Here is a 12,854-nt window from a genome sequence, read left to right as displayed (position 1 = left end):
CGGAACGGAGAGATCTATCTAAAAATAAGTTCTCGGCAATAGATTTCTCCTCCGAAAGGGTTCCTTTGGAATGCTGCGGAAATGATGGTTTTTCCTCCTTAAATCTTTTCGCTTTAGTCTTTTACCTTTCTAAGGATGAAACTCTACCCGCACAATATCACCTAAGTGCAAACCTAATAAACCACTTGCTTTGCCTTTATTAATGGCAATTTCCAGATGGTTACTAATGCCGAACAGGCAAAGTTTTTCACCTTCCTGCACTTCGTTATAGTGCCAGCTCAGTTGGGTAATGGTTTCACTTTTTCTAAAGTGTAAAGTAAAATCCCTGTTTTTCTGTATTTTGGTAAAAAGGTCTTTGGTTATATTGGTAATTACATTGCAAAAAGTATCAATATATACCACACTTCCACGAATCACATCCCGTTCGATTACAGGGTGTAAAAGCATCTTCTGCTCAATTTCTGATACGGGTAAACCAATATCTTTCAGTTTGCCACCTTTAGCCAGGTGCGTTGCTGCTTTAACAAAAATATCAACCAGGGGGAAGTGTAAGTATTTTAAATCCTGCATAATATTCAGCTCTACCACATCTTCAGGGATATCATCAAAAAGAAGGGAGAAAATACCGTTATCAGCCCCAACAAAAAAGTGATCACGATGCTTTATAGCAATGTATTTGGTGTTTTCGCTATAAACAGAATCGATACCAATTAAATGCACGGTATTCTTTGGAAAGTAAGGATAAGCGTTTTTTAGAACAAAGGCCGCGTACGAAATATTGAATGATGGAACCTCGTGGGTAATATCAACTAAATTAACATTAGGCATAAGACTCAATAGACTACCTTTAAGGGCACTCTGGTAAAAATCTTTTGAACCTAAATCTGTTGTTAAAGTAATTATCCCCATTAAAAATTCATTATTATTGCTTATTCTTGTGTACAGGCCTAAGCGTCTGCAAATATTCAAATTTTAATTAATATACCCCGATAACTTTTTAAAATACTACAGTTTGAACGAATTAAAATTAACTCTGGATACCGTAAATCCTGCTCACTTTTGGGGGCCGAATAACGAGAATTACGAAATGATTAAAGGTGCTTTCGCGAAGTTGAAACTGGTAGCGAGAGGTAGTGACATTAAGGTTCTCGGTGATGAACAGGAACTTAAGACTTTTGAGGATAAGTTTAACCAGCTTATTGCACACCTCGAAAAATATAGCTCACTTACCAATAACGATGTCGAATCTATACTGGGAGCAAAGGCGACTGGCGTTGCAAAAAAAGATGTGGAACAACCTACCGGAGGCGGTGGAGAGGTAATTGTTTTTGGGACTAACGGTTTATTGGTAAAGGCAAGAACTGCCAATCAGCGCAAAATGGTGAGCAGTATTGCTAAAAACGACATTCTATTTGCCATTGGTCCAGCCGGGACCGGAAAAACTTATACCGCTGTAGCGCTAGCAGTTAGAGCATTAAAGAACAAAGAAATTAAACGGATTATTTTAACCCGACCGGCAGTTGAAGCAGGGGAGAACCTCGGTTTCTTACCAGGCGATTTAAAGGAAAAAATCGATCCATATTTACGCCCGCTATACGATGCATTGGACGATATGATCCCTGCTGAGAAATTGAAATTCTACATCGAAAACCGTACAATAGAAATTGCACCTTTGGCATTTATGCGCGGACGTACCTTAGATAATTGTTTCGTGATTTTAGATGAAGCCCAAAATGCCACAGATATGCAGTTAAAGATGTTTTTAACCCGCATGGGGCCAACGGCTAAATTTATCGTTACTGGAGATGTTACACAGATTGATTTGCCTAAAAAACAGATGTCGGGATTATTTAACGGATTAAGGATTTTAGAAGATATTAAAGGAATCGATATTATTTACTTAAGCGGTGAAGACGTTGTAAGACATAAATTGGTGAAAGATATCTTGAAAGCTTACGGCGATATTCAATAGTTGAGTCCTGAGTCGGTAGTCTATAGTCTTGAGTCTAAATGGACTATGGACTATGGACTAAAGACTTTCTGACTTCCCAACTTTTTTCCTATTTTTATGCCCTCATGAAAGCACTAAAAGAAACTCATTTCAATTTCCCGAATCAAAGTAATTTTTACAAGGGTAAAGTCCGCGATGTATACACTATAGCCAACCAGTTTATGGTAATGGTGGTATCTGACCGTATTTCTGCTTTTGATGTGGTATTGCCTGAAGCTATTCCTTTTAAGGGACAGGTGTTGAACCAAATTGCGGCTAAATTTTTGGCAGCTACTCAAGATATCGTTCCTAACTGGGTTTTAGACGTTCCAGATCCAATGGTTACCATTGGCCGTATCTGTGAGCCATTTAAAGTAGAAATGGTTATCAGAGGTTATTTAGCCGGCCATGCCTGGCGCGAGTATAGCAGCGGTAAGCGTTCTGTTTGCGGAGTTTCTTTGCCTGATGGGCTGAAAGAAAACGATAAACTACCTCAACCTATTATTACCCCAACCACCAAAGCCTCTGTAGGGCATGATGAAGACATTTCAAAAGAAGATATTTTAGCAAAAGGTATTGTTTCTATAAACGATTATGAAAAATTAGAAGAATACACTTACGCGCTATACCAACGTGGAACTGAGATTGCAGCAAAAAGCGGATTGATCCTGGTGGATACGAAATACGAATTTGGCTCAGCCGATGGCGTAATCTATTTAATCGACGAAATTCATACCCCAGATTCTTCACGTTATTTTTATGCTGATGGATATCAGGAACGCCAAAATGCAGGTGAGCCACAAAAACAACTATCAAAAGAGTTTGTAAGGAAATGGTTAATTGAAAATGGTTTTCAGGGAAAAGACGGACAGGTTGTTCCAGAAATGACACCTGAAATTGTAAATTCGATTTCAGAACGTTACATCGAGCTTTACGAAAAAATAGTAGGAGAGGCCTTTATAAAAGCTGATGCTGATGCAATTTCTAGCCGCATTGAAACTAATGTTTTAAAGGCATTAGAAACACTTTAAATTCGAAAGAAATTTATACATTAGTAAAATAAAGATTAGAGAGATGAAATTTTCAGTAGATAAACACGATAAATATGTAACCTTAAAGTTAGAAGAACATAAGTTTACAAACGATAATGCTCCAGGTTTGAAATCAGAGTTTTATTTGCTCAATGCAGAGGGATTTCAAAATATAATTGTTGATTTAAGTCATGTTACTGAGTGCAGTGATGCGCAGGATTTAAGCTGCTTATTGGTTGGCGACAGGCTTTGCAAATCGGCAGGAGGGTTATTTATTGTAACCGGAATTAATGATGAGTTGGCATCCATTATCGAATTATCAAACATATTTCAATCTGTTACGTTTGTTAATACCATAGAAGAAGCTACTGATTTTATCTTTATGGATGAGTTGGAAAAAGAGTTTAGAGGCGCTAAATAACAAAATATTTAAATAACATTCCAGCCTCGTAGTTTCTAAAAATCTACGAGGCTTTTTATATTTTATCATGATGAAATTTGAAGTTACAATTTTAGGAAGCAGTTCTGCAACTCCTGTATTTAACAGGAATCCTTCGGCACAGCTTTTAAATTGTAATGAGAAATATTACCTGATCGATTGTGGTGAGGGTACACAACAGCAATTAGCCAAGTTCAACCTTAAAGCAGCCCGTATCGATTATATTTTTATCAGCCATTTACATGGCGATCATTACTTCGGTTTAATCGGATTGCTATCCAGTTTGCATTTAAACGGTAGGTTAAAACCCATACAGATATTCGGCCCTAAACCTTTATTAGAAATTTTAGAGATTCAGTTCAAATATTCTGATACTGTGTTGAGGTACCCAATTGAGTTTTTTCCAATCGAAGCTGATCAGTCTACACAGATATTCGAGAACAGTGATTTAACAGTTAAGACAATTATTTTAAATCACCGTATTCCCACTACAGGCTTTATCTTCCAGCAAAAGAAACGTCAGCGCAAACTGATAAAAGAAAAAGCTGATGAAGTACCTATGGCTTATTATACAGCCCTAAAAAAAGGGATTGATGTAGAGCTGCCCAATGGCGAGATTTTGCGCAGTGAAGATTATACCATAGCCGCAGATGCACCACGCTCTTATGCCTATTGTTCTGATACCTTGTTCGATGAAAGTTACTTTGCTACCATAAAAGATTGTGATACCTTATATCATGAATCTACCTTTATGCACGATTTATTGGATAGAGCTAAAGAAACACATCACACAACTGCTTTACAGGCAGGAGAGATAGCGAAAATTACCGGAGCAAAGAAATTACTCATTGGCCATTTTTCTTCACGTTATAAAACCTTACAAATGCTTTTGGAAGAAGCTCAATCTGTTTTTGAGCATACAGAATTGGCTGTAGAAGGAAGAACTTTCCTGCTGTAATTTTAAGGTATATTTTTAATCACAAGCTCACAGAGGAAGGCATAGCTTTACACGGAGATAGTGTGTGCGACTCATCGCCCTGCGCTTATCGGATTATTCGATTTTTCTAGTTTAATTCAGGATGACAAAGGAATTAAATTAATCAATTTTCGGTGCTGCGTAGTTCTGCGATAAAAAAAAGCATATAGAATTATAAAAGAAAAGCCCTGCAATTTAAAACTGCAAGGCTTTCAGATTTATAAAAATTAAATTACTTGTCTTTTTTATTGCCACCGCCGAATACAGAGAAGTGTACATAACGTTTAGGATTAGCTTTTAAATCGATCATTAACGCATCCAGGTTTTTTGAAGCATTATTTAAATTCTGATACATTTTATCGTCGTTTAATAATAATCCTAAACTTCCTTTTCCATCTTTAATTCCCGAAATTACGCTTTGTAAATTAGCAATGGCGTTGTTTGCGTTATCTAAAGTCTGTTTAAAGTTGGCAGCAGCAAACTTATCGGTAACCGTATTGATATTGGTTAAAATATCGCTAATTTTTTGATTGTTGTTATTTAAGTTAGCAGTAATGCCTTCAACATTTTTGAAGATTGCTGCAATACGAGCACTTTCTGAACCTACTAAACCATCAACTTTTTTAGAGGTTGTTTCTAATGAGGCCAATGTGCCGGCTATACTGTTAAAGCTCTTATCAACGTTTTTCTGAAAGTTCGGATTCAGGATAGAATTCACACTACTCAAAATAGAATCCATTTTACCGATAATTAATTCAGCTTTCTTTTGAACCGGCTGCACCTGTTCCATTAAGCCTTTTTCTACATTAGCATTTAAGGTGTAACCATCTTCAGCCATTTTTTTAGAGTTACCTAACGACATTACAATGGCTTTGCTACCCAAGAGATCAGTGCCTTCTAAGCGGGCAATACTGTTTACAGGAATTTCATACTTGCTGTTTACGCTTAAGGTCGCAATAATGCTGCCGTCTGTCTGTAACTCCAATTTGGCCACCCTGCCAATCTGATAACCATTAATTAGGATAGGTTTCGATACTGTTAAACCATCAACCCTGGTATATTTTGCATATAATGTGGTTTCATTAGAGAAAATGGAATTCCCTTTTAAAAAATTATATCCAATTATTAATAAAGCAATGGCAAATGCAGCTAAAATACCTACTTTGGTTTCGTTCTTAATCTTCATGAGTGTTTTTATTTAATGGCTACAAGCGCTAAAGCATCCTTTCCTCACTTGTTTGAGCGTAATTAACTTTTTGTGCTAAACTTTAAATACACAAAGTTTGCACTATTTGTTTGGTATCTGTTTTATATTTTTTTCAAAGTTAAAATAACTATCATTTATAATGCCACTTATTTAACCTCAATATTTTTTTTGTATGTTTTTATTGCTTCCAAAATAGAATTGGCGATCTCATTCTGTCCATTTTGCGAATTAATATATTTTTCTTCCTCTGCATTCGAGATAAAGCCCACTTCTGTTAAAACGGCGGGCATACCGCAGCGCTGCAGTACCAAAACACCCTGTTCTTTAACACCACGGCTTAATCGCTCATCTCTGCTGATATAGCTGTTCTGTATTAATTTGGCAAATTTAATGCTTTTGTCTCTAAAGGTATTTTTTAAAAGTGATAAAAGGATAAAACTACTTGGATCGCTTGGATCATACCCATCGTACTTGCTTTTGTAATTTTTTTCCAATTTAATATCGGCATTTTCACGAATGGCAGCGTCTTGTTCTTTTAACCGATGTGAGCCTGCAACTAATGTCTCTACCCCTTTAATGTGTTTATTACCAGGCGGCATCGAATTGCAGTGTACCGATATGAAAAGATCTGCATTGGCTTCGTTCGCTATTTCTGCCCTCCTGTATAAATCAACATCAATATCCGTTTTACGGGTAAAAATTATTTTAATATTGGGCATTTCCTCTTTTAACAATGCGCCTAACTTTAATGCAATTTTTAACGAAACGTCTTTTTCTTTCGAAAAAAGACCAGAGGCACCGGGTTTTCTGCCACCGTGACCAGGATCTATAACAATAGTTTTGATCTTATAACCTTGCGCAGGTGCTTTTTCGGCAACTAGCAATGAAAATAAAAGTATTGTGATCAGAAGTTTAACCTTCATACATAAGGGATGTTAAAATGATGTTTCAGCTATGCGTTTATAATTTTTAATTGCTTTAATAATTCCATTAACAATCTCATTTTGTCCTTCAGGAGAGTTCATGTAGTCTTCTTCTTCTGGATTACTCACAAAACCTATTTCAGTTAACACGGCAGGCATAGCAGCACGAGCCAGTACCGCAAGGCTTTTTTCTTGCACACCTCTGTTAATACGGCCAGCGTTAACATATTCTTGTTGAAGCATTGAAGCAAACTTTAAACTCCTATCTCTGTTGGTTTGTTTCATTAACGATAACATAATGTCGCTCTCAGGCGTATTCGCGATAAATCCTTCATAGTTTTTCTGATAGTTCTCTTCCAAGAACATAGATGCATTCTCTCTTTTAATCACCTCATCTTGTTCACCTAAACGACCTGTTCCCGATACAAAGGTTTCTGTTCCTCGTGTTGAAGTACTTTTAGATGTAACCGTTCTGTAAACAGGTACTTTTCTGCCTCTTACTTTTTTGTAATAATCTACTACTCTTGATACCCGAACTGGCATATCGTTTAAGTGAATGGAAATAAATAAATCGGCCTTTGCATTATTTGCAATATTAATACGCTCGTATAATGGAATAAATACATCCGACTCCCGAGTATAAATAACTTTGATATCTTTCAGACTATCTTGAAGCGCCCGGCCAAGGTTTAAAGCCGTTTTAAGTGCTACATCTTTTTCCTTAGAATATACACCGTGGGTTGCACCATCTTTACCACCATGGCCAGCATCGATTACAATTGTTTTAATTTTATATTCTTGTGCAAATGCTTGATTATCAATAGTGTTTGATAATACTAAATAAATAATAACTGTTAAAATGGATTTAAGATACATCAATGGTATATTTTTCACTAATTTTGAACGTTTTTGATTAAACATTTGTGCAAAAATAACATTCAAATACGAATTTGAAACTTCTTAAGAGCTCTATTTTACTAATATCTGTCATTTTATTAACACTTGTTGTTGGTAAAGCTAACGCATTTTCTCGTTTTTCATTGCAACAAATCATCAAGCAAGACACAACCAAAAAGGATACAATTAAAAAGACGGGTAAAAATAACAGTAGTATCGACCAGAAAGTAGAATACAAAGCAGAGGATTCGGTAAAAATGAGTGCCGATAAAAGCATTGTTTATTTATACGGAAATGCTAGGGTTGTATATGGTGATTTTGAGCTAGATGCGGCTTATATTAAATACGACAAAAAGCAAAATTCTATTTTTGCCCGCGGTGTTAAAGACCCGAAAACCGGTAGATATACAGGGAAACCAATCTTTAAATCTGGTGCCGAAGGTACTGCCATAGCAGATTCTATTTTTTACAATTCAGAAACAACCCGGGCCAAAGTATATGGCGTTTTTTCTGAGCAAGAAGGAGGTTTCTTTTCAGGCGGCCAGAGTAAAAAGCAAATAGATGATGAGCTGCACATTAAAAATGTAATGTACAGTACCTGTAATCTTCCACATCCGCATTTTGGGTTAATGATTTCTAAAGGGGTGGTAACGGAGAAACAGATTATTACCGGGCCAGTTTACATGATTATTGAAGATATCCCTACTTTCTTAGGATTACCATTTGCATTTTTTCCTAAACCAAATAAACGAACATCGGGCGTAATTTTGCCTACACCAGGTGAAGATGCAACGAGGGGTTTTTTCTTGCAAAATGGTGGTTATTATCTCGGATTAAACGATTATTGGGATGCTAAACTATTAGGTTCTATTTATACCAATGGCTCTTATGAAGCAAGTGTACTGAGTAATTATACCAAAAGATATAAATATAACGGTAATATTAACTTAGCCTACTCTAGTTTTAAAGATGGTTTAGAGGGTACTGAAGCTTTTAAAAACCCGACCAAAAACTTTAGCATTAACTGGAGCCATAGCCAAAATGCCAATGCCAATCCAGGTACTACATTCAGTGCCAGTGTAAGATTGGTATCAACAGGAAGAAAAGGATACTATAAAAATACTGCAGCGGGTACTACTTATGATATTAACACCATTGCCACTAACTCAACAAGTAGCAGTATTAGTTATGCTAAGGCTTATTCTAACGGTATGAATTTCTCTTTGGCTGCATCAAGTGATCAGACTTTAAGCACAAGAGCCATATCGCTTAGATTACCCGAAATGACATTCAACGTGCCTACATTTAACCCATTTAGCCCCAAAAATGCTGTGGGAGAGCAAAAATGGTATCAAAAAATTACAGTAGGTTACAGTTTACAAGGAACCAATCGAATTGATACTTTCGATAGTTTGCTTTTTCAAAATGATGGTTTGAAACGCTTAAGAAGTGGTTTTTCACACAGTATACCCGTTAATATGTCTTTCACAGCTTTAAAATATCTTAACTTTAGCTTGGGTGGTACTTATAACGAGGTATGGAATTTTCAAAGTGTAAACAGAAGATATACACAATTCGCAGACAACACCTATTCCTTTAGAGAAGACACTATTAGCGGTTTTAAAAGGGCAGGTAGTTATAGCTTGTCAACCAGTATGTCGACTAAAATTTATGGAAGAAGAGATTTTAATCCAGCTGGTAAAATTCAGGCGTTAAGACATGTAATGACGCCAAATGTTTCCTTTTCTTATTCTCCGGATTTTACCAAAGCAGGGGCAGGGCCTTTTAGACCAGCAATAGATCAGCATGGTAATCAAATTTATGCTAATGGGCAACCTTTAAAATATTCCATTTTTGATGGTATGGCACAGCCAGGCTCTTTTGGTGGCCCCAATGCATCCATTGGTTTCGGATTAGATAATACGGTAGAATTAAAGGTGAGGAACAAAAACGATACAACCGGAACAGGTTCAAAAAAGATCCCGATAATTCAGGGTTTGAGTTTTAGCGGTTCATATAATTTCTTGGCCCCATCTTATAAATTATCTACCATTGGTTTTAGTGGCCGATCGCAGTTTACCGATAAACTGGGAATCAACTATAATGGAACCTTAGATCCATACGCTTTAAAAGACACAACGGTTAATGGTCAAACCATTAAAATAAGAGAAGACCGCTTATTTTTCCAGAAGAATAAATTCCTGCCACGCTTAACCAATTTTGGTTTCTCATTCGATTATAGTTTAAATCCGGAAGCATTAAAGCGTAAGAACGAGGCTAACGATAAATTAGGAGAGGCGGCCAACAAAAAAGGATTGACTGATATACAGTCTGAACAATTGGCGGCTATAAGTCGTGATCCGAATGCATTTGTTGATTTTAACATTCCATGGAATTTTTCGTTCTCTTACAGTTTTCAATTTTCGAATGATGGAAACAACAGTACAATTTCGAATACACTAAACTTTAATGGCGATGTTAACTTAACACCAAAGTGGAAAGTTACTTTTAACTCAGGTTACGATTTTAAGAACAATGGCTTAACTCCAATGAATTTAGCTATTTATCGCGATTTACATTGCTGGGATATGAGTGTAAACTGGGTTCCGTATGGTGCATACAAAAGTTATTCTGTTACGATAAAAGTTAAGGCATCGATATTGCAGGATTTAAAATTGAGCAAGAGACAAGGTTTTTACAGCACATACCGATAAATTTATGCTAGCCGAAATTATTACCATTGGTGATGAAATTCTCATTGGCCAAATCATTGATACCAATTCTGCCTGGATGGCTAAACAATTAAATTTAATTGGCGTTTCCGTTAAGCAGATTACCTCAGTTTCTGATGATGAGCAACATATTATTGAAGCCCTGGCACTTGCCGAAAAACGGGCAGATATTGTTTTAATTACGGGTGGACTGGGCCCAACCAAAGATGATATTACCAAGAAAACTTTGGCAAAGTATTTTAATATGGGTTTCCGTAACGATGCAGCTGCATTGGAAATGGTTCGTCAGATTTTCGAAAAATACAAGCGTCCGCTATTAGATATCAATATTCAGCAAGCTGATGTTCCTGATGGGTGTGAGGTTATTGTAAACAAAAATGGTACTGCTCCGTGCATGTGGTTTGAAAAAAATGACACCATTTTTGTATCGATGCCGGGCGTGCCTTACGAGATGATGTACCTGATGGATGACGAAATCCTTCTCAGAATTACGAGCAGGTTTAAATTGCCCTTTATTGTTCACAAAACCATACTCACAGCAAATATAGGCGAATCATTTCTGGCCAAAGAGATTGAGGAAATCGAAGATAGCTTACCGGCACATATCAAATTGGCCTATCTGCCAAAATTAGGACAAGTACGTTTACGTTTGTCGGCCAAAGGCAATAATGAAGTAGAATTAAAGAAAGAAGTTGAGGTTTATGCCAAACAGATCATTTCAAAAGTGAATAAGTTTGTCGTAACTGATGAAGATATTCCCTTGGAAAAAGCGATTCTGGACCTAATGAAAAGTAAAGGACTAACTTTATCGACAGCGGAAAGCTGTACTGGTGGATACATTGCACATTTAATTACGCAACACCCTGGTTGTTCTTCGGTTTATTGGGGCGGGGCAGTGGCATACGCATACGAACTTAAAGAATCTATTCTTGGTGTAAAAGAAAGTACATTAAATACTTTTGGGGCAGTAAGCGAACAAACCGTAACGGAAATGGCCGAAGGCGCCATTAAACATTTCAAAACAGATTATGCTATTGCGGTTAGTGGCATTGCGGGGCCGGATGGTGGAACAGAAGACAAACCAGTTGGTACAGTATGGATTGCTATTTCTTCAAAACACAAAACTGTAGCTAAGGTGTTTAATTTCAGTAACAAACGTATTCAAAACATTGAGCGTTCTGCAGCGTCGGCATTAGCCATGCTATTAAATCTCCTTAAAGAAACAGTTTAGAAAGAATAAAAACTGTATTTTTGTAGCGTTACCAATATAAAATACTGTAATTTAATATGGCTCAATACGAACTATTGTTACCAAAAATGGGTGAAAGTGTTGCGGAAGCAACGGTGATTAAATGGGTAAAACAACCAGGTGATTCTATTGAATTAGATGATACCATTCTGGAAATCGCTACTGATAAAGTAGATTCTGAAGTTCCTTCTCCGGTTGTCGGAACATTGGTAAAACAGTTGTTTGCGGAAGATGAAGTTGCCCAGGTTGGCGATGTAATTGCCATTATTGAAACGGAAGGTGGAGATCATCCTCCTGTTGAAATGCCTGTTGCTGAAATACCTGCCATAGAAGAAAAAATTGAAGCTATTCCCGGTATTGAGCAGCTTCCATCAGAAAATAAAGCTACAGCAGCTGATTTCAGCTCGTCTGATCGCTTTTATTCCCCTCTTGTTAAAAGTATTGCTGCTCAGGAAAATATTTCGCTGGCTGAATTAGATGCCATTAAAGGGTCTGGTGCTGATGGACGGTTAAATAAGGATGATTTATTGAATTATATTGCTAACAGAAATGGTGGAAGCGTAATTAAAGCACAAACCGTTATTTTGGCCCCGCCACCTCCGGTTGAAAAAGCAAGCGAGCCTAAACCAAATGTTCAGCATACGGCACAACCTGCTGTTGCCAGTAAACCATCTACCACATCTGTTAGCGGTGGGGATGAAATTATAGAAATGGATAGGATGCGTAAGTTGATTGCCGATCATATGGTAATGAGTAAAGCCACCTCTCCGCATGTAACCTCTTTTGTTGAAGCCGATGTAACCAATATGGTTTTATGGCGCAATAAAGTGAAAAACAGTTTCGAAAAACGTGAAAATGAAAAAATCACGTTTACTCCAATATTTGTAGAGGCAGTTGCCAAAGCGATAAAAGATTTTCCGATGATCAACGTTTCAGTTAATGGCACACAGATTATCAAGAAACGTGATATCAATATTGGTATGGCTGCTGCTTTACCAAGTGGAAATCTAATTGTTCCTGTAATAAGAAATGCCGATCAATTAAATTTGGTTGGATTAACAAAAGCGGTTAATGATTTAGCTACGAGAGCGAGAAATTCTAAATTAAAGCCTGATGAAACGCAAGGTGGAACCTTTACGCTAACCAATGTAGGTAGTTTTGGAAATGTAATGGGTACGCCAATTATTAACCAACCTCAGGTAGCTATTTTGGCGGTTGGTGCCATAAAAAAGAAACCTGCAGTGCTGGAAACCGAGCATGGCGACGTAATTGCAATCAGGCATATGATGTTCTTGTCTTTATCGTACGATCATAGGGTTGTGGATGGTTCTTTAGGAGGAATGTTTGTACGTAGAGTTGCAGATTACTTAGAAAGCTGGGATCTGAACAGAGAGATTTAATCAGGTCATA

General features: G+C 37.0%; 11 protein-coding genes. 7 read left to right on the top strand and 4 right to left on the bottom strand.

Going from position 1 to position 12,854, the window contains the following annotated elements; genetic code table 11:
* Positions 1–129: 129 nt before the first annotated feature.
* A complete protein-coding gene (locus FHT21_RS09920; protein WP_167295546.1) occupies positions 130–909 on the bottom strand; it encodes an SAM-dependent chlorinase/fluorinase in 780 nt (259 codons plus the stop codon).
* A 103-nt stretch (positions 910–1,012) separates the two neighbouring features.
* Between FHT21_RS09920 and FHT21_RS09915 the strand changes: the two genes are divergently transcribed.
* The 4 genes from FHT21_RS09915 (at position 1,013) to FHT21_RS09900 (ending at position 4,418) form a co-directional block, all read left to right on the top strand.
* Positions 1,013–1,972: a PhoH family protein gene (locus FHT21_RS09915; protein ID WP_167294513.1), complete on the top strand. Its 960-nt coding sequence runs from the start codon at positions 1,013–1,015 to the stop codon at positions 1,970–1,972.
* A 104-nt stretch (positions 1,973–2,076) separates the two neighbouring features.
* A complete protein-coding gene (locus FHT21_RS09910; protein WP_167294512.1) occupies positions 2,077–3,021 on the top strand; it encodes a phosphoribosylaminoimidazolesuccinocarboxamide synthase in 945 nt (314 codons plus the stop codon).
* 43 nt (positions 3,022–3,064) lie between these two features.
* The gene (locus FHT21_RS09905; RefSeq protein ID WP_167294511.1) at positions 3,065–3,442 is read left to right on the top strand and encodes an STAS domain-containing protein; all 378 of its coding nucleotides are present in this window, start codon (positions 3,065–3,067) and stop codon (positions 3,440–3,442) included.
* A gap of 70 nt (positions 3,443–3,512) precedes the next feature.
* Positions 3,513–4,418: a ribonuclease Z gene (locus FHT21_RS09900; protein ID WP_167295545.1), complete on the top strand. Its 906-nt coding sequence runs from the start codon at positions 3,513–3,515 to the stop codon at positions 4,416–4,418.
* Positions 4,419–4,668: 250 nt separating this feature from the next.
* On the opposite strand, the gene FHT21_RS09895 is transcribed toward FHT21_RS09900, so the two are convergent.
* From FHT21_RS09895 to FHT21_RS09885, 3 genes are all read right to left on the bottom strand, one after another.
* On the bottom strand, positions 4,669–5,622 hold the full coding sequence (locus FHT21_RS09895) for an MlaD family protein (protein ID WP_167294510.1): 954 nt from the start codon (positions 5,620–5,622) through the stop codon (positions 4,669–4,671).
* 167 nt (positions 5,623–5,789) lie between these two features.
* On the bottom strand, positions 5,790–6,566 hold the full coding sequence (locus tag FHT21_RS09890; RefSeq protein WP_167294509.1) for an N-acetylmuramoyl-L-alanine amidase: 777 nt from the start codon (positions 6,564–6,566) through the stop codon (positions 5,790–5,792).
* Positions 6,567–6,578: 12 nt separating this feature from the next.
* Entirely contained in the window at positions 6,579–7,487 is a 909-nt protein-coding gene (locus FHT21_RS09885; RefSeq protein WP_243853949.1) for an N-acetylmuramoyl-L-alanine amidase, read from the bottom strand.
* Between the two features lie 119 nt (positions 7,488–7,606).
* Between FHT21_RS09885 and FHT21_RS09880 the strand changes: the two genes are divergently transcribed.
* The 3 genes from FHT21_RS09880 to FHT21_RS09870 are packed head-to-tail and all read left to right on the top strand — an operon-like array spanning position 7,607 to position 12,844.
* Positions 7,607–10,177, top strand: coding sequence for a putative LPS assembly protein LptD (locus FHT21_RS09880; RefSeq protein ID WP_243853947.1), 2,571 nt, complete (start codon positions 7,607–7,609; stop codon positions 10,175–10,177).
* 4 nt (positions 10,178–10,181) lie between these two features.
* Positions 10,182–11,426, top strand: coding sequence for a competence/damage-inducible protein A (locus FHT21_RS09875; protein WP_167294507.1), 1,245 nt, complete (start codon positions 10,182–10,184; stop codon positions 11,424–11,426).
* 56 nt (positions 11,427–11,482) lie between these two features.
* Positions 11,483–12,844, top strand: a complete 1,362-nt coding sequence (locus FHT21_RS09870) for a dihydrolipoamide acetyltransferase family protein (protein ID WP_167294506.1) — start codon at positions 11,483–11,485, stop codon at positions 12,842–12,844.
* Positions 12,845–12,854 lie beyond the last annotated feature (10 nt).

The organism is Pedobacter sp. SG908 (assembly GCF_011759615.1).
GTDB lineage: Bacteria > Bacteroidota > Bacteroidia > Sphingobacteriales > Sphingobacteriaceae > Pedobacter > Pedobacter riviphilus.
Note: the sequence above shows the minus strand (reverse complement) of the source record. Positions and strands in the feature narration are given on the sequence as shown.

Bases quoted from the DNA above. Each gene is read 5' to 3' on its own strand.
- FHT21_RS09890 (WP_167294509.1), bottom strand. From the start codon at position 6,566: ATGAAGGTTAAACTTCTGATCACAATACTTTTATTTTCATTGCTAGTT.
- FHT21_RS09885 (WP_243853949.1), bottom strand. From the start codon at position 7,487: ATGTTTAATCAAAAACGTTCAAAATTAGTGAAAAATATACCATTGATG.
- FHT21_RS09870 (WP_167294506.1), top strand. From the start codon at position 11,483: ATGGCTCAATACGAACTATTGTTACCAAAAATGGGTGAAAGTGTTGCG.
- FHT21_RS09905 (WP_167294511.1), top strand. From the start codon at position 3,065: ATGAAATTTTCAGTAGATAAACACGATAAATATGTAACCTTAAAGTTA.
- FHT21_RS09920 (WP_167295546.1), bottom strand. From the start codon at position 909: ATGGGGATAATTACTTTAACAACAGATTTAGGTTCAAAAGATTTTTAC.
- FHT21_RS09875 (WP_167294507.1), top strand. From the start codon at position 10,182: ATGCTAGCCGAAATTATTACCATTGGTGATGAAATTCTCATTGGCCAA.
- FHT21_RS09900 (WP_167295545.1), top strand. From the start codon at position 3,513: ATGAAATTTGAAGTTACAATTTTAGGAAGCAGTTCTGCAACTCCTGTA.
- FHT21_RS09910 (WP_167294512.1), top strand. From the start codon at position 2,077: ATGAAAGCACTAAAAGAAACTCATTTCAATTTCCCGAATCAAAGTAAT.
- FHT21_RS09895 (WP_167294510.1), bottom strand. From the start codon at position 5,622: ATGAAGATTAAGAACGAAACCAAAGTAGGTATTTTAGCTGCATTTGCC.